At 66.0% G+C, this 16,925-nt stretch carries 16 protein-coding genes; 9 read left to right on the forward strand and 7 right to left on the reverse strand.

Translation table 11 applies throughout. The features are described from left to right. Positions 1–3 precede the first annotated feature (3 nt). The 4 genes from CEY05_RS00095 to CEY05_RS00110 all read right to left on the reverse strand — a co-directional run bounded on the left by CEY05_RS00095 (position 4) and on the right by CEY05_RS00110 (position 2,576). Positions 4–336 carry a hypothetical protein gene (locus CEY05_RS00095; protein ID WP_088595367.1) on the reverse strand — a complete coding sequence of 111 codons (333 nt, stop codon included), beginning with the start codon at positions 334–336 and terminating at the stop codon, positions 4–6. Between the two features lie 106 nt (positions 337–442). Then, on the reverse strand, positions 443–958 hold the full coding sequence (locus CEY05_RS00100) for a hypothetical protein (protein WP_088595368.1): 516 nt from the start codon (positions 956–958) through the stop codon (positions 443–445). An 82-nt stretch (positions 959–1,040) separates the two neighbouring features. Beyond that, positions 1,041–1,529 (reverse strand): hypothetical protein, encoded by a 489-nt coding sequence (locus CEY05_RS00105; RefSeq protein ID WP_088595369.1) that lies wholly within the window; start codon positions 1,527–1,529, stop codon positions 1,041–1,043. 174 nt (positions 1,530–1,703) lie between these two features. Beyond that, positions 1,704–2,576, reverse strand: a complete 873-nt coding sequence (locus CEY05_RS00110) for a sulfite exporter TauE/SafE family protein (protein ID WP_088595370.1) — start codon at positions 2,574–2,576, stop codon at positions 1,704–1,706. A gap of 110 nt (positions 2,577–2,686) precedes the next feature. Here CEY05_RS00110 and CEY05_RS00115 point away from each other — a divergent pair, with 110 nt between their 5' ends. Both CEY05_RS00115 and CEY05_RS00120 read left to right on the forward strand, forming a co-directional pair. Next, positions 2,687–3,463: a helix-turn-helix domain-containing protein gene (locus tag CEY05_RS00115; protein WP_088595371.1), complete on the forward strand. Its 777-nt coding sequence runs from the start codon at positions 2,687–2,689 to the stop codon at positions 3,461–3,463. Positions 3,464–3,601: 138 nt separating this feature from the next. Further along, on the forward strand, positions 3,602–4,030 hold the full coding sequence (locus tag CEY05_RS00120; protein WP_088595372.1) for a molybdopterin-binding protein: 429 nt from the start codon (positions 3,602–3,604) through the stop codon (positions 4,028–4,030). An 87-nt stretch (positions 4,031–4,117) separates the two neighbouring features. Here the strand turns inward: CEY05_RS00120 and CEY05_RS00125 are convergent, their stop codons facing one another. Together CEY05_RS00125 and CEY05_RS00130 are read right to left on the reverse strand one after the other, a co-directional pair. Continuing rightward, positions 4,118–5,587: an NAD-dependent succinate-semialdehyde dehydrogenase gene (locus CEY05_RS00125; protein ID WP_088595373.1), complete on the reverse strand. Its 1,470-nt coding sequence runs from the start codon at positions 5,585–5,587 to the stop codon at positions 4,118–4,120. After that, positions 5,584–6,846, reverse strand: a complete 1,263-nt coding sequence (locus tag CEY05_RS00130; RefSeq protein ID WP_088595374.1) for a 4-aminobutyrate--2-oxoglutarate transaminase — start codon at positions 6,844–6,846, stop codon at positions 5,584–5,586. The genes CEY05_RS00125 and CEY05_RS00130 overlap by 4 nt, the downstream gene beginning before the upstream one ends. Before the next feature lie 191 nt (positions 6,847–7,037). Between CEY05_RS00130 and CEY05_RS00135 the strand changes: the two genes are divergently transcribed. The 7 genes from CEY05_RS00135 (at position 7,038) to CEY05_RS00165 (ending at position 15,831) form a co-directional block, all read left to right on the forward strand. Then, positions 7,038–8,531 carry a PLP-dependent aminotransferase family protein gene (locus CEY05_RS00135; protein WP_088596160.1) on the forward strand — a complete coding sequence of 498 codons (1,494 nt, stop codon included), beginning with the start codon at positions 7,038–7,040 and terminating at the stop codon, positions 8,529–8,531. 197 nt (positions 8,532–8,728) lie between these two features. After that, entirely contained in the window at positions 8,729–10,489 is a 1,761-nt protein-coding gene (gene atzF / locus CEY05_RS00140; RefSeq protein ID WP_255407740.1) for an allophanate hydrolase, read from the forward strand. Positions 10,490–10,643: 154 nt separating this feature from the next. Continuing rightward, a complete protein-coding gene (locus CEY05_RS00145; RefSeq protein WP_088595376.1) occupies positions 10,644–11,657 on the forward strand; it encodes an ABC transporter substrate-binding protein in 1,014 nt (337 codons plus the stop codon). Positions 11,658–11,660: 3 nt separating this feature from the next. Next, positions 11,661–12,503 (forward strand): ABC transporter permease, encoded by an 843-nt coding sequence (locus tag CEY05_RS00150; RefSeq protein WP_088595377.1) that lies wholly within the window; start codon positions 11,661–11,663, stop codon positions 12,501–12,503. A 3-nt stretch (positions 12,504–12,506) separates the two neighbouring features. After that, positions 12,507–13,328: an ABC transporter ATP-binding protein gene (locus tag CEY05_RS00155; RefSeq protein WP_088595378.1), complete on the forward strand. Its 822-nt coding sequence runs from the start codon at positions 12,507–12,509 to the stop codon at positions 13,326–13,328. A gap of 41 nt (positions 13,329–13,369) precedes the next feature. Then, positions 13,370–15,121: an AtzE family amidohydrolase gene (locus CEY05_RS00160; protein WP_088595379.1), complete on the forward strand. Its 1,752-nt coding sequence runs from the start codon at positions 13,370–13,372 to the stop codon at positions 15,119–15,121. Further along, on the forward strand, positions 15,118–15,831 hold the full coding sequence (locus CEY05_RS00165) for a GntR family transcriptional regulator (RefSeq protein ID WP_088595380.1): 714 nt from the start codon (positions 15,118–15,120) through the stop codon (positions 15,829–15,831). Before CEY05_RS00160 ends, CEY05_RS00165 begins: the two co-directional genes overlap by 4 nt. Before the next feature lie 75 nt (positions 15,832–15,906). Here the strand turns inward: CEY05_RS00165 and CEY05_RS00170 are convergent, their stop codons facing one another. Further along, the gene (locus CEY05_RS00170) at positions 15,907–16,830 is read right to left on the reverse strand and encodes a LysR family transcriptional regulator (protein WP_088595381.1); all 924 of its coding nucleotides are present in this window, start codon (positions 16,828–16,830) and stop codon (positions 15,907–15,909) included. Positions 16,831–16,925: the final 95 nt, after the last annotated feature.

Below are 16,925 nucleotides of genomic sequence, written 5' to 3' on the forward strand. Positions count from 1 at the left end.
CGATCACGCTTGCTTGGGACTGGCGCGCCGTTTGGCGGGGCCGAGCAGGTCGGATTTCAAATCGCCCAGTTCCACGACGCAGGGCTCGATGGAAAGGGCATTCCTGAAGTCTTCCCAGACGCCGTCCAGGCAACTGTTGGGCTTCTTGAGACTGTCCCGCAGCTGATGAGCAGTCAGGGCGAGGGCGCGCAGGCGTTTGATTTCGTGGAGCAGGGTCAGGATATCGTCCCAGACTACCTCGTCTTGATAGGAGCAGGGTGCCCGGTCGGCCGACGCCTCGTAACGGGCGCGAATCTTGGCCAGGTCGGCAGCGGTGAGGGGCGAACGGAAGGGCATTGCGGCGTCAAAGTACTGTACATAAATACAGTATATCTGGCGTGTGCCGTTTGACGTACCGCGGATACAAATCAATCGCTGGCCGATTTCCTGATGAGCAAGTCGCTCAGTGGGCCAGCTTGAAGTAGTCCGCCGTCAGTTCGTGCCACTCTTCCCGTGCGTTCCACAGGACGGCCATGGGCATCATCCAGGGGAAGTCCATGTGGGAGACGACACGCAGGTCGTCTTCCCGGAGGCGGCCGTTGGGATGGATGCGGCCTTCGATGATGCGGCGGCGGCGGATCATTTCTTCGTCCAGGTTTTCCAGGACGAGCAACTGCATGACTTCATCACGCATATGCTTCAGGAACGTATCGATACGCATGTCGGCGAACAGCAACTCGGCTTGCCGCATGCCGGCGAGGAACTGGCGCGACTGGTCCAGCGTGATTACACCGGTGACCCAGCCGGACGCCAAGGCATCGCTGACGCTGTTGTAAACAGCCAGGCGCTTGTCGAACAGGTCGCGATTGGACTTGCTGCGCGACACGCGCAAGCTGGCCGCGGCAATGAAGGCGCCACCCAGCGCAACGCAGGGTCCTGTGAAGGCCTGGGAAAGCCCGGCAAAGGTATTGAAGTCCAAGTTCTCCAGCCTCTTGGTCGTATGTCCTATGGTTTACGACATTCGACATCTGGACTTAAGGCTGGCCGAAGAAGACACGCCATTATTCCGCGGATTGCTGGCTGGTGTGCCGCGCGGGAACAGATGCTGGATTTTGCGAAGTTATCTTTTGCACACTGATGTAGATGCCGACCAGCATGATGAGAATAGTGGCCGTCCACTTGTAAATATCGGTGTGCGATTTTTCGATGTCCTGGCGCAACTTGGAAATATCCAGCTTCGCGTCAAGGCTGGCCACCGCGGTCCGTAGCGACGAGGTGTCCTCCTTCAGGGCCGAAACGTCTGTCTTAAGTGATGACACGTCGGTTTTAAGGAATGACACGTCTGTTTTGAGCGATGACACGTCTGTCTTGAGCGATGAAACGTCTGTCTTCAAAGAGGAGACATCACTTTTGATAGTCGCAACGTCGCCTTCAATACGGCCCAAGCGTATATCTATGACGTCGACACGATTTTCAAGATGATCAAGGCGCATGTCGTCATTGTGTGCAGGCAGGTTCGACGGGTCAATGGAATCTTGCTGGTTACTCATTCTCGCTCCAATCTGTTATGTCCTTGTGGGACAGGGTGGATAACAGCGTACGGAGCAGTTGGTGTCGGTTTGCCTTGAACCATTCCCCAGCACCGTGCCTGAAACGGCACGGGTACGTTTTGAGCCGCCCAGTGGCCCACTGACGCGGCAGTGTGGGCGTGGGCCGATGCCTGTTCAGCGTATGAGCATCGCGAGCAGCACGAGCACCAGCAAGCCCACGTAGACGCGGGCATGGACGCGGTCTGGAACCTTGCCTATGAAGGGGGAGGTCAGGCGTATGCCCAGCCAGGAACCGGCGATGAGGATCAGCAGGGCGCGCAGGTCGACGTAGCCGATATGCCATGCGCCCAGTGCCGGGGCCTGCCACGCGAGTACGACGTAGGCCGCCGCGCCGGCCAGGGCCACGGGCAGGGACAGGGGATTGGCCATGGCGGTGGCGCGCGTCATGTCAGCGCCACGCCGGCGCATCAGAGGCACCGTCATGACGCTGCCGCCCACGCCAAGAAAGGCGGCAATCACGCCGATGACCAGGCCGATGGCGGTGTCCGGGCCGATGCGTGATCTCATGGGAGGATCCTGCCGGCCGACCGAGCCGACAGGGCTGCTCGATCCGGCGCCCGCATTCCCGGCAGCCGCAGCCGGGCGGGACATGAAGCCTGGCCGAAACACGCAATCCAGTATCGTCAACGCCAGATATGCCGCAAAGGCCCAGCGCAGGCTGTTGCCATCCACCAGGGTGGCCGCCGCGGCGCCGGCGGCCGCGCCGAGGGCAATAGGCGCCAACAGCGGCCGCACCCTGGGCCATTCGATATTGCCCGCCCGCTGATGCCGCCGCGTCGCCATCGCCGCGCCAAAGATCATCACGCATGTGGACGTGGCCACCGCGATCTGCATGGCCGCCACGGCCGCCGGGCTGCCCGGTGGATGGGTCAGGGTAAGCAGCTTGTACAGCAAGGGGACGACGACAAAGCCACCGCCAAAACCGAACAGGACAGTGGTAACGCCGGCCAGGCAGCCGAACAGGGCCAGAAGAAAATAGAGCGACATGGAGAGCAATCCACCTACACGGAATGCAATCAGCTTACCTACCCCGAGGATGGCAAGCTTGCGAGAATGGGTCGATAATGCTCGACTTTCAGCCACCCCGCCCGCATCGAATGCGCAACGTTTTCCTGGATTCCGTCGATGCCGTGGCGCGTCCCGTCCTGGCGATCAGCACTGACTATCCGCATGGCATCCTGCTGGATACGCACAGCCATCGCCGCGCCCAATTTCTCTATGGCTCGACAGGGCTGATGGAGGTGGGCACCGATGATGGCGCCTGGGTCGTACCCTCGGACAGCGGCGTCTGGATACCCGCCGGCAAGCCGCATCGCGTAAGAATGGTGGGGGTGACCACACGCAGCCTGTACATCGAGCCCGCAGCGGTGCCACGCAAGAGCGAACAATGCGAAGTGCTGAAGGTATCGCCCCTGTTGCGCCAACTGCTGCTGGCCAGCAGCGATATCCCGGCGGAGTACGACCACAAGGGGCGTGATGGAGCCTTGATACGTCTGGTGCTGCATGAAGTCGCCCGCGCGCCCGCATTGCCATTCTTCGCGCCGCTGCCGCGCCATCCCGCCCTGGCCGAGCTGTGCGTCGCGTTTCTGCACCAGCCGGGGATACGCGACCTGCCATCGGACTGGGCTCAACGCCTGCACAAAAGCGAACGCAGCTTCAGCCGCCTGTTCCGCCAGGAAACCGGCATGGCCTTTGGCCAATGGCGTCAGCAGGCCTGCCTGCTGGCCGCGCTGTCGCGCCTGGCGGAAGGGCAGTCGGTGACCTCGGTGGCATTGGAGTTGGGTTATGACAGCCCGGCCGCATTCTCGACGATGTTCCGCAAGCGCCTGGGGCAGCCACCCTCGGCCTTCGGGCCGGATCGGCGGCAAGGTTGAATTCAGCTACGCTAGCAAGACTGCAGCCGGACAGCAGCAAGCCATGGCTCAGCCGTCCGCCCGGCGGCTGTGCCCGGCGCCACTGCCGCGGACAACATCCCGCAACCACACTTCGCAACCGAACCCCCGGAGATCCCCATGAAAACCAGCGCCCGCAACCAGTTCCCCGGCACCATCGCCAGCGTCAAGACCGGCGCGGTCAACGATGAAATCGTGCTGCGTACCAAGGAAGGGCTGGAAATCGTCGCCATCATCACCCACGCCAGCACGGTGGCGCTGGGCCTGGCGCCGGGCAAGGCAGCCTATGCGCTGGTCAAGGCCTCGTCCATCATCGTGATGATGGATGCCGACAAGGTCCTGGTGTCCGCGCGCAACTGCCTGCGCGGCAAGCTGTCGGCCGTGACCAAGGGCGCCGTCAACGCCGAGGTGCAGATCGACACGCCCGACGGCGCCCGCGTCGCCGCCATCGTCACCAATGAAAGCGCCGACCGCCTGGGCCTGGCCACGGGCAAGGAAGCCGCGGCCATCTTCAAGGCATCCAGCGTGCTCATCGCCGTGGATGATTGAGACGGAGGCTGACGGTGCCCGGCGTCGGTAGTACGTAGCGCCGGGCCCAGGTCCGGCGATGGGCCCCTGGCGGGGCCCCCGCCCGCATCAATCCTGCATGCACACGTACTTGGGTTCGAGATACTCCTCGATCCCGTGGCGTGAACCTTCGCGGCCCAGGCCGGATTGCTTGACGCCCCCGAACGGCGCGACCTCGTTGGAGATCAAGCCGCTGTTGACGCCGACCATGCCGGTTTCCAGGTTCTCGCTGACGCGCCAGATACGCCGGCGATCCTCGGTGAAGATATAGGCAGCCAGGCCGAACTCGCTATCGTTGGCCAGGGCCACGACCTCTTCCTCGGTCTCGAAGCGGAACAGCGGCGCCATCGGGCCGAAGGTTTCCTCCTGCGCCACGCGCATGGCCTGCGTCACACCCGTCAATACGGTGGGCGTGAAGAAGGTGCCGCCCAGCGGATTGGGCGTGCCGCCCACCGCCACCTTGGCGCCCTGGGACAAGGCGTCATCGATGTGCTGCTGTACCTTCTGGACAGCCTTGTCGTTGATCAAGGGCCCTTGCGTGACGCCCGGCTCCAGGCCGTTACCCACGCGCATGGCACCGACCGCCGCCACCAGGCGTTCGACGATGCGATCGTAGATACCCGCCTGCACGTAGATACGGTTGGCGCACACGCAGGTCTGGCCGGCGTTGCGGAACTTCGAGGCGATGATGCCCTCGACCGCCCGCTCCACGTCGGCGTCGTCGAACACGATCAGCGGTGCGTTGCCGCCCAGTTCCAGCGACAGCTTCTTGATGGTCGGCGCGCATTGGCTCATCAACAGGCGGCCGACGTTGGTCGAACCGGTGAAGCTGAGTTTACGCACGACGTCGCTTTCGCACAGGGCCTGGCCGATGGCCACCGCATCGCCGGTGACGAACTGCAGCACGCCTGCCGGTATGCCGGCTTCGATCGCCAGCACGCCCAGGGCCAGCGCCGTCAGCGGCGTCAGTTCGGCGGGCTTGACCACCATGGTGCAGCCAGCGGCCAGCGCCGGGCCGACCTTGCGGGTGATCATGGCCGCCGGGAAATTCCACGGCGTGATGGCGGCGCAGACACCGACCGGCTGCTTCAGCACGACGATGTGCTGGCCGGGCCGCTGGCCTTGCAGTACTTCGCCATCCACCCGCTTGGCTTCTTCGGCGAACCATTCGACGAACGAGGCCGCATAGACGACTTCACCTTGCGCTTCGGCCAGGGGCTTGCCCTGTTCGCGCGTCATCAGCATGCCCAGGTCGCGCTGGTGCTGCAGGATCAGGTCGTTCCAGCGGCGCAATATGGCCGAACGGTCCTTGGCCGTGCGCGCTCGCCAGGCGGGCAGGGCGGCCGCGGCGGCCTGGATGGCGCGTTCGGTTTCGGCGCGGCCCATATAGGGCACGCTGCCGACTTCCGCGCCCGTAGCGGGATCGGTCACCGCCAGGCTGCGGCCGTTGTCGGCGCCCACCCACTCGCCGTTGATCAGGCCACGGTCGCGCAGCAGATCGGGGCGGGTCAGTGCGATGGTTTCAAGTGTCGTGCTCATGCTTGCAAAGCCTCGTCCAGGATGCCCAGGGCGCGTTCGAATTGCGCTTCGGGGATGGTCAGCGGATACAGGAAGCGGATGACGTTGCCGTACATGCCGCAGCTCAAGAGGATCAGGCCGCGCTCCTGCGCGCGCTGCTGGACGCGGCGAACGGCGTCGGCATCCGGCTCGCCGGCGGCGGTGCGCAATTCGATGGCGACCATCGAACCCTGGGCGCGGATATCGACGATGCCCGGGTTCGTTTTCTGAGCAGCGCGCAGGCGGCCCACCAGGCGCTCGCCCAGGGCGGCGGCGCGTTCGCACAGTTTTTCTTCGGCGATCACGTCCAGCACGGCGTGCGCGGCGGCAACGGACAAGGGGTTGCCGGCATAGGTGCCCCCCAGGCCGCCGGGCGCCGGTGCGTCCATCACTTCGGCGCGGCCGCAGACGGCAGACAGGGGCATGCCGCCCGCCAGGCTCTTGGCCATGGTGATCAGGTCCGGCTGCACGCCATGGTGCTCCATGGAGAACAGCTTGCCGGTGCGGCCGTAGCCGGTCTGCACTTCATCGGCGATGAGGACGATGCCGTGCTCGTCGCACAGGGCACGCAGGCCCTGCATCAGTTCCGTCGGGGCGACGTTGAAGCCGCCTTCGCCCTGCACCGGTTCGATGATGATGGCGGCCACGCGCTTGGGATCGATGTCTGCCTTGAACAGCAGGTTGATCGCGGCCAGGGAATCCTTGGCACTGACGTTGCCCAAGGTGCTGGGGAAGGGCACGTGATAGACCTCGCCTGGGAAGGGACCGAAGCCCGCCTTGTAGGGCTGGACCTTGCCGGTGAGCGCCAGCGTCATCATGGTGCGGCCGTGGAAGCCGCCGGCGAAGGCGATGACACCCGAACGGCCGGTGTGGGCACGGGCGATCTTCACGGCATTCTCGACGGCTTCGGCGCCGGTGGTGAAGAACGCGGTCTTGGCCGGGCCCTTGATCGGTGCCGCGGCGTTGATGCGCTCGGCCAGCGCGACCACGCTTTCGTAGGGGACGATCTGGTACGCGGTGTGCGTGAAGCTTTCGAGCTGGGCGCCGATGGCGGCGGCGATGCGCGGATGGCGATGGCCGGTATTCAGCACGGCGATGCCGGCGGCGAAGTCGATGAACTCGCGGCCTTCGACATCCCAGATGGTGGCGTTTTCGGCGCGTGCAGCATAGAAGTCACACATCACTCCCACGCCGCGCGGGGTGGCGGCCAGGCGGCGGGACTGCAGATCGGCGTTTTTCATGAGTGGAGGCGTTTCAGGTAGGGGTTCGGGGGAAAACCTGATTTAATGGCGAATTGGCCCCTTCCGAAAGATCCAGTTCGATCAAATGGATGGAGCCAATTGCAATTTGAACCAGGCCGCACGCCGTCCGGGGCGCCTGGGCAGGAAAGTCGGGCGCAGTCAGGAACAGTCAGGAACAGGATGGAGCCTTGATCAAGTCGATTTGCGCCGATCTGGTGTTGCAGCGTCTGGCCCCCTCGGGGGCGGGGTCGCTGAATCGCCAGCTATACGACTGCCTGCGTGGCGCCATCCTGGATGGCAGCCTGCCGCCGTCCAGTCCGCTGCCCGCGTCGCGCGACCTGGCGCGTGAGATCGGCATGTCGCGCAATACAGTGCTGCACGCCTACGAGCAGTTGCGCACCGAGGGTTACGTCCATGCCCGCGTCGGCAGCGGTACCTTCGTGGCGGAGACCGCGCCGGACAGCTACCTGAGTGCCGACCGCCAGCAGGGCTTGCAGGCGGCGCTGCGGGCGGCCGCCGACCAGCCTGTTGTCGCCAACGCGCCGGTACGCCTGGCGCGACGTGCCCGGGCGCTGCTGTCGAACGTCTCCGCGGCGCCGGCCCAATGGGGCGCCTTCATGCCCGGCGTGCCGGACGTGACCCAGTTTCCGAACCGCCATTTCAGCCGCATCCTGTCGCGCTTGTGGCGCGATCCCGCCCCCCAACTGCTGACGTACGCGCACGGCGGCGGCCATCCGGCCTTGCGCGCCGCCATCGCCGAACACGTCCGCGTGGCGCGCTCGGTGCGCTGCGAGCCCAGCCAGATCCTGGTGACCGAAGGCGTGCACCAGGCCATCGACCTGAGCCTGCGCATGCTGGTCGATCCACGCGAGACCGTCTGGGTGGAGGAGCCGGGCTATTGGGGCTTCCACAAGGTCCTGCAGATGGTGGCGGCGGTAGTCAAGCCTTTGCGCGTGGAGGCCGAGGGCAGCGGCTGGCCGGCCGGCAAGGTGCCGCCACGGCTGATTTTCGTGACACCCTCGCATCAATATCCGCTCGGACTCGTGATGAGCCTGGCGCGGCGGCGCGAGTTGCTGGAATATGCCCGCGCATCGGGCAGCTGGATCGTCGAGGACGACTACGACAGCGAATTCCGTTATGCCGGCCGTCCCATCCCGGCCATGCAGGGCCTCGAGGAAGACGCGCCCGTCATCTACATCGGCACCTTCAGCAAGACGCTGTTCCCCGGTTTGCGCGTGGGCTATATGGTGCTGCCGCGCGCCTTGGCCGAGCCGTTTCGTAGCGCCCACGCGGACCTTTACCGTGAAGGCCACGGCTTGACGCAGGCCGCGTTGGCCGAGCTATTGGAGCAGGGCCACTACGCCGCGCACATCCGCCGCATGCGGGTGCTGTACGCGCGCCGCCGCGCCTTGCTGGAAGGGCTGATCAACCGCTATCTGGGACCGGAGTACCTGGACCCGCAATCGAGCAATGCCGGGCTGCACCTGGTGCTGCGCCTGCCGCCGGATTGCGACGACGTGGCCATCACTGCGGCGGCACAGGCGCGCGGCGTACTGACGCGGCCCTTGTCGCGCTACTACATGCATCCTGGTGGGCGGCGCGGGCTGCTACTGGGCTATGCGTGCGTCCACGAACGCGACATCGCCCCGGCTTTCCATACCTTGCGAGCCTGCTTGCCACGGTGATCGCCGGGCACTGAGCTGGTGCATCGCGCTGCATTGGTGCGTAACCGGGCACGCCCACGGTGCGCGGCAGTAGGTCGACGCACGCATTTCCATTGACGCCGCCACACACGCAAAGTTGGCATAGCCTTTGCTTTAGACCGTCTTGTACACAAGTTTGGATTTCTGATTCCCGGATCCGTCTTTCCGTGCGAGACAACGTGGCTTCTACCTTTCCCGCTTCTTCTCCCAGCCCTGCGCCCGCGGCTTCCGGTACGCCGGACTGCGCCTGGATCACGCGCTTGAATCCGCCGATGGCGATGACACCCGCGGTGGCGGGCGTGGCCTCGACCGGGGCCACCACGGCACCGGGCACGGCCGCTGCCCCACTGGCGGGGCTGCGCTTCGCCGCCAAGGACAACATCGATGTTGCCGGTGTGCCGACGACCGCCGCGTGCCCGGCGTTCGCCTACGTTCCGGCCGAGCACGCAACGGTCATCCAGCGCCTGCTCGACGCCGGCGCCGCGCTGGCGGGCAAAACCAATCTGGATCAGTTCGCTTGCGGGCTGAACGGCAGCCGTTCGCCTTACGGCGCGGTGCCCAATAGTTTCGATGCACGCTACGTCAGCGGTGGGTCGAGTTCGGGTTCCGCTTATGTCGTAGCCACCGGCGCCTGCGATTTCGCATTGGGTACGGACACGGCCGGATCGGGCCGTGTGCCCGCGGGCCTGAACAACATCGTGGGCCTGAAACCCAGCAAGGGCTTGATCTCCGCGCATGGTGTGGTGCCCGCCGCGCAAAGCGTGGACTGCGTGTCCATCCTGGCGCGTACGGTGGCGACGGCGGTAAGCGTGCTGCAGGTGGCGCTGGGCTACGACCCGCGCGATCCCTATTCGCGTGAACTGGCCATGGCGACGGACGCCTTGCCCGCCGCTTTCCGTTTCGGCGTGCCCGCGCAACTGGAATTCTTCGGCGATACGTTGGCGCAGACCGCCTTTGACGACGCCATCGCCCGCCTGGCCAAGCTGGGAGGCATACCGGTGCCCGTGGACTATACCCCGCTGGCCGAGGCCGCCAGCCTGCTCTATGAGAGCGCGCTGGTGGCTGAACGCTATGCCGCCGTGCGCGACTTCTTCGATGCCCGGACGGAAACCGTCATCGAACCGGTGCGCTCGATCCTGGCGGCTGGCAAGGACTACGACGCCGCCCAGGTCTTCCAGGCCCAGCACCGACTGCGCGCGCTGGGCCAGCAGGCGGCCGCGATGTGGCGCGGCATCGATGTGCTGTGCGTGCCGACCGCGCCGACCCACTGCACCCTGGAAGCCATGGCGCGGGATCCGGTACAACGCAATCGCGAGCTGGGCCAATACACGAACTTCGTCAATCTGCTGGACTATGCCGCCTTGTCCGTGCCGGCTTGCATACGGCCCGACGGCCTGCCTTTCGGCATCACCTTGATCGGCCAGGCCGGCAGCGACTGGCAGCTGGCGGACCTGGGCCAGCGCTTTCACCACGACACCGGCTTGACGCAGGGAGCGACCGGCGCCGCGCTGCCGGCGCCGCGGCCGGTGGCGGCGTTGCAGCCGTCGCCCGCGACGCACCTGGCGCTGGTGGCCGTGGGCGCGCATTTGAGCGGCCTGCCGCTGAACGGCCAACTCACCGAGCGTGGCGCTGTCCTGGCGCAGCGCACCACCACCGCGCCGCATTACCGCCTGTATGCGCTACCCGGCACGGTGCCGCCCAAGCCCGGCCTGCAACGCGTGGCCGCCGATGGCGCCGCCATCGAGGTAGAGGTGTGGCAAGTGCCGCTGCAGGCTGTCGGCAGCTTCCTGGCGCTGGTGCCCGCCCCTTTGGCGCTGGGCAGTGTCGAACTGGCCGACGGCCGCTGGGAGCATGGTTTCGTGTGCGAGGGCCACGCGCTGGCGGCCGCGCTCGATATCACCGCTTTCGGTGGCTGGCGAGCCTACGTGGCCACGCTTTGAGACGACGCTTTCAGACCAGGCCTCGATACCAAGCCTCGATACCCAACCTCGATACCCAACCTCGATACCCAGCCTGGATCCCAAGCTCTCCCCATCCAGGCCGATTCTTCACCTTCTCCCCGCTGACCGTTAACCCCGACTACTGGAGTTGCTCATGACCAAGCCCATCATCAAGACCGCCGCATTGCCCGATGCCGGCCGCCGCCGCACGTTGCTGACCGGGGCCGCGGCCCTGGGCGTGATGGCCGCGCCGGCCTTCGTGCGCGCGCAGTCCTCGCCGAAGATCCGCATCGGCTTCTGGCCGGTGGCGGCGGCGCTGCCGTTCTTCGCGGCGGTGGAGAAGGGCTATTTCAAGGAAGCCGGCCTGGAAGTCGAAGTGCAGAAGTTTGCCGGTGCGCAGCAGGTCATGGAAGGCATGCTGGCCGGCCGTTGCGATGGTAGCGCCAACGGTGTCGGCTCGGCCAACCTGGCCATCGGCGAAATTGCCCAGCCCGGCATGTTCAAGATTTTCTGCACCAATCCCAGCAATGCCAAGAACGTGCTGGAAGAGTTCCTGGTGGCCAAGGACAGCCCCTACAAGACGGTGGCCGACCTGAAGGGCAAGAAGATCGCCAGCGGCCCCGGCATCCAGAACGTCACGCTGGCCAAGACCATGCTGGAGCGCGCCGGCGCGACCGGCGCCACGGTCGTCGAACTGCCGATCGGCCAGCATGTCGCCGCCATCGTGGCCGGCCAGGTCGACGGCGTGTACACGCTGGAACCCACCGGAACGGTAGGCCGCCTGAACGGCACCACGCGCGTGCTGGAGGCCGGTGTGGTGGCCCACTACATCCTGGGCGATCCCCTGGCGCCCTGGCACGGCGGCGCGGCCAGCCTGACCACCGATTTCATCAAGAAGTATCCCGAGGCCAGCAAGAAATACATCGCGGCCTACAAGCGCGGTATCCAGCTGGTGCGCGAGAACCCCGAGGAAGCCCGCCAGTATCTGAAAGGCTATACCTCCATCGAAGGCGCGCTGACCAAGGAAGTGCCGCTGGCAGCCTACATGACCTACGACGAGTACAAGCCCAGCGATCTCGAATACTTCCAGAAGTTCTACGACCTGTTCACCGAGAAGGGCATCTTCTCGCAAAAGGTCGACGTCGCGAAACTGATCTACAAGGCTTGAACCATGTCCAAGGCTCCTCCACCCGTCCCGGCCGCGGGCAACACGGCAGGCTGGGCGCCGCCCGTCTCCAACGATGCGGCAGCGCCGAAGCCGCCGCTGCGCGACCGACTCTTGCCTTTCGTCGGGCCGGTCGTGTTGTTCATCATCTGGGATCTGGTGGTGCGGGCCGGTCTCATCAAGGCGATCCTGCTGCCCAGCCCGGCCGACACGCTGGTGGCCCTGGTCACCGGGCTGGCCGGCGGCCCGCTGCTGACCGACTTCGCGGTCACCGTGGCCCGCACGCTGGAAGCCTTCGTCATCGCCGCCGTCGTCGGCATGCCGCTGGGCGTGCTGTTGGGCAGCAACGAGAAGGCCTATCGCAGCGTCGAGTTCCTGATCGACTTCTTCCGCTCGACGCCGTCATCCGCGCTGATACCGTTATTCCTGCTGATCTTCGGCGTCAGCGACATCAACAAAGTGGCCATTGCCGCCTTCGGCGCCTTGTTGATCGTCGTCTTCAATAGCGCGTACGGCGTGATCAACGCGCGCAAGCAAAGAGTCATGGCGGCCAAGGTGATGGGCGCGTCGCGCTGGCGCATCTTCAAGGACGTGCTGCTGTGGGAAAGCCTGCAGCCCAGCTTCGTCGGACTGCGCTCGGCCGTGTCGATGGCGCTGGTCATCGTCATCGTGGCGGAGATGTTCATCGGCTCGGAGAACGGTCTGGGTCACGCCATCATCGACGCCCAGCAGGTGCTCAACGTCAAGACGATGTACGCGGCCATACTCGCGGCCGGCGCGCTGGGCTATGTGTTGAACATCCTGTTCCTGGTACTGGAACGCCGCGTCGTCCACTGGAGTGGAAGGTAAGCCATGAGTACTGTCCTGAATCCCCCGGCATTCGCCGATGTCCCCAAGCCGCGCTTCCAGCCCGGTCCGGCGGGCACGCATATCACCATCCGCGGACTGACGAAGTATTTCGCCGGCTGGCCGCTGTACGAAAACTTCGATCTCGATATTCCGAAGAACAAGATCGTCTCGGTGTTCGGCCCCAATGGCTGCGGCAAGAGCACCTTGATCAACATGATCGCGGGGCTCATCCCCATCGATCGCGGCGAGATCCTGTTCGACGGCAAGTCGCTGAAGGACACCCGCATCGGCTATGTGTTCCAGAACTACCGCGAGGCGCTGTTCCCCTGGATGCGCACGATAGACAACATCGCATATCCGCTGCTGCTGGAAGGCAAGAGCAAGGCCGAGGTGGATCGCCGCATGGAGGAACTGGTGGCGTCTTTCGACGTCAAGTTCGACTTGAACCGCTATCCGTATGAACTGTCCGGTGGCCAGCAGCAGACCGCGTCCATCATGCGGGCGCTGGCGCCGCGGCCGGAAGTGCTGTTCCTGGACGAGCCGTTTTCCGCGCTGGATTTCGAGATGACGCTATTCATCCGCGAGAAGCTGCAGGAAGTGTTCATGCAGACCGGCACCACCATGCTGCTGGTGTCGCATGATCTGGAAGAGGCCGTCTATCTGGCCGATCAGATCCTGCTGCTGACCAAACGGCCCACCAAGGTGGCGGAAATCCTGGAATACTCGGATGCGCGGCCACGCACCGTGGAAACGTTGTCCCAACCCAGCTTCATCGCCGCCAAGAAATTGAGCCTGGAGATCTTCCAGCGCGAAGTGCGCCGGTAGGCACGGCGTTGCAGGCCTTCACGTAGTAACCAAGGATAGCAATGACGGAAGAGACTCGTGTTCTGGATTTCGTGACTGCCAGCGCGGCGTTGCTGGATCTGCCGCTGCCGGCCGATCGCGCGCAACGCGTGGCTGCCCATCTAGGGCGCACCCGCAGCATGGCGGCCGCGCTGGACGCCGCGCCCCTGGGCGTGGAGGACGAGCCGGTGGCCCTGTTCTGCCCGGCGCCGTTTCCCGGGCAGCAGGACGGGGCAAATGCGGCGGACGACCCCTTTGACGCGCCGGCCAAGGCGATGGCGATGGCCGACGCGACTGGGAACGCCGCGCGGCAGGCCGCGACTGCGGCTGCGAGTCCGGCTGCGGCTGCGACTGCGGCTGCGACGCCGGCCGCCGCCGCGGCAGCCGACGGCACGGACACCCTGGCGCGCCTGGCGGCCGTCGCGCGCGGCGAGTTGCGCGCCCGCGACTGGCTGGAGCAATGCATCGCACGGCTCGACGCGGTGGACGCACGCGTCAACGCCTTCACCCTGCGCACGCTGGACCGCGCCCGCCGCGAAGCCGACGCCATCGACGCCCGGCGCGCGGCCGGTGAGCCCCTGCCACCGCTGGCGGGCCTGCCTTACGCAGTCAAGAACCTGTTCGACATCGAAGGCGAGGTGACGGTCGCCGGTTCGATAATCAATCGCGACCACGCGCCGGCCACCGCCGACGCCGTCCTGGTACAGCGCCTGCGCGATGCCGGTGCCGTGCTGGTGGGCGCCTTGAACATGGACGAGTACGCCTACGGTTTCACCACCGAGAACACGCACTACGGCCCCGCCCACAACCCGCATGACACGCGCCGCATCGCCGGCGGTTCGTCCGGCGGTTCCGGCGCCGCCGTGGCGGCCGGGGAAGTGCCGCTGGCGCTGGGGTCGGACACCAATGGGTCCATCCGCGTGCCGGCATCGCTGTGCGGCGTGTGGGGCCTGAAACCCACCTTCGGCCGTTTGTCGCGGCGCGGCACTTATCCCTTCGTCCACAGCATCGACCACCTGGGGCCCTTGGCGGACTCGGCCGGCCTGTTGGCGCTCGCCTACGACGCCCTGCAATACGCCGACGCGCGCGATCCGGGCTGCCATGCGCGGGCCGTGCAGCCCGCCGTGCCTGCGCTCGAAGACGGCGTCGACGGCTTGCGCGTGGCCATGCTCGACGGGTATTTCGAAGACAACGCCACCGAGGCCGCGCGCGCCGCCGTGCGCATGGCCGGCAAGGCACTGGGCGTGCAGGCCATGGTCGAATGGCCCGACGCCGGCCTGGCGCGGGTCGCCGCCTTCATCATCACCGCCGGCGAGGGCGGCAGCCTGCACCTGGACGATCTGCGCCATCGCGCCGACGAATTCGAGCCGCTGTCGGTCGACCGCTTCATCGCGGGCGCGCTGCAGCCCGCCCATTGGCTGGCGCGCGCGCACCGTTTCCGCCGGGTGTACCAGCAACGGGTGCTGGCCTTGTTCCAGAAGTGGGATGTGTTGCTGACGCCGGCCACGCCCGTGCCTGCCTTGCCCATCGGCACGGAGTGGCTGGACGTGAACGGGACGACGCAACCGGCCCGCGCGGCGATGGGCCTGCTGACGCAACCCATTTCCTTCGCCGGATGCCCGGTGGTGGCCGCGCCGGTGTGGCCCGACGGCACGCAAGGCTTGCCCCTGGGCGTGCAGATCATCACCGCGCCCTGGCGCGAGGACACAGCGCTGCGCGCGGCGCGTGTCCTGGAACGCAGCGGCGTCGCCGGCCCGCGGCCGGCCTCGTTGTGAAATTGGGTTCGCCCCAGGCCGTGCCCGCGGCGCACCGCACCCGTGCCGCGGATGTCTACGAACTGCTCAAGCGCGACATCGCTGATTTTCGCCTGGTGCCGGGCGACCGCTTCACCGAAGGCGAGATCAGCGACCGGCTGGGCGTGTCGCGCACCCCGGTGCGGCAGGCCCTGTTCCGGCTGCAGCAGGAAGGCTTCGTCGAAGTGCTGTTCCGTGCGGGCTGGCGGGTGTTGCCATTCGACTTCAAGCAGTTCGAGCAGCTTTACGACCTGCGCATGGTGCTGGAATGCGAGGCCTTGCGGCGCCTGTGTTCGGGCGCGCCGCGCATCGACCGGGGAGCGCTGGACGCCCTGAGTGACATCTGGCTGGTGGCACCGCAAGACCGCTGCCAGGACATGGCGCAGGTCGGCCTGTGGGACGAGGCCTTCCATTGCACCTTGGTCAGTGCCGCCGGCAACGAGGAAATGGCACGCGTGCACCGCGACGTCACGGAACGGATCCGCATCATCCGCCGCCTGGACTTCACGCAGCGTCCGCGGGTGGAAGCCACCTACGACGAGCATGCCCGCATCCTGCGCGCCGTGCAGGCGCAGCGCGCGGACGAAGCGTGCCGGCTGCTGACGGCGCATATCGCCTCCAGCCAGGCCGAAGTGCGCAAGATCACCTTGCACGAGGTGTATCTGGCCCGCCAGGCGCACGGCGCAGCGTAGTAATGCCCAGGCCCTGGCAGCCAAACCATGCCAACGTTGGGCCAGGACGGATCGTGCCCGTCAAGGCTTGATGACTTAGCCCCGCGCCGTCGCTTCGTCCCAGGCCGGATCGCTGCTGATGAGGTCGGTCAGGAAGTCGATGAAGGCCCGTACCTTGGGCGACAGGTTCTTGCCCGGCAGATACACCGCGCTGACGCGCGGCCCCTGCGCCACATAGTCCGTCAGAATCGGCCGCAGGCGCCCGCTGCGCAGGGCGTCGGCGGCGATGAAGTTGCTGATCATCGCCACGCCCAGGCCTGCTGTCGCGGCCTCCAGCAGGGATTCCGCGTTATTGATGTTCAGGCGTCCCGATACCGTCTTCGCCACCGCCTTGCCGTCCTTGAGGAATTGCCATTCCCGATAGCGGCCCGTATGCATCATCACGTACGCCAGGCAGTGGTGGTGGTCCAGGTCCTCGGGCGTGGCGGGTTCGCCATGGCGCGCCAGGTAATCGGGCGAGGCACAGGCGACGAAGCGCAGATGGCAGAGATGCCGCGCGATCAGGCGCGCGTCGGCGGGCTCGCCGATCTGCACCGCCACGTCGATGCCTTCGTAGGCCAGGTCTATCATGCGATCGCTCAGCTCGGCATCCAGGACCAGGTCCGGGTAGCGCTCGATGAAGCCGCTGAGCGCCGGCACGATGACGCGCCGGCCGAACCCCACCGGCATGTGCAGCCGCAGCCGTCCGTGCGGCGCGGCACGTGATCGATTCAGCGAGTTCTCGGCATCGTCGACATCGGTGAGGATCTGCTGGCAGCGCTCGAAGAAACTGGCGCCGTCGTTGGTCAGTCCCACCGAGCGGGTCGTGCGGTGCAGCAGCCGCACGCCCAACTCCTGTTCCAGGCGGGTGATCGCCTTGCTGACGGCGGATGACGTCAGTCCCAGGTGCTTGGCCGCGTCGGTGAAGCTGCGTGTTTCAGCCACCTTGGCGAAGACGCGTATCGCGTTCAGGTTTTCCATGTCCCCTCCGTTCGGATTTTTGAATCCGATTCAGCAGTGTTGTGCATTCTAGCGAATTGGCCCATGCGCCAAGCTGAATCCCCTTGGCTCCTCCG

It is taken from the genome of Achromobacter sp. HZ34 (genome assembly GCF_002209485.1).
Classification (GTDB): Bacteria; Pseudomonadota; Gammaproteobacteria; order Burkholderiales; family Burkholderiaceae_B; genus Bordetella_C.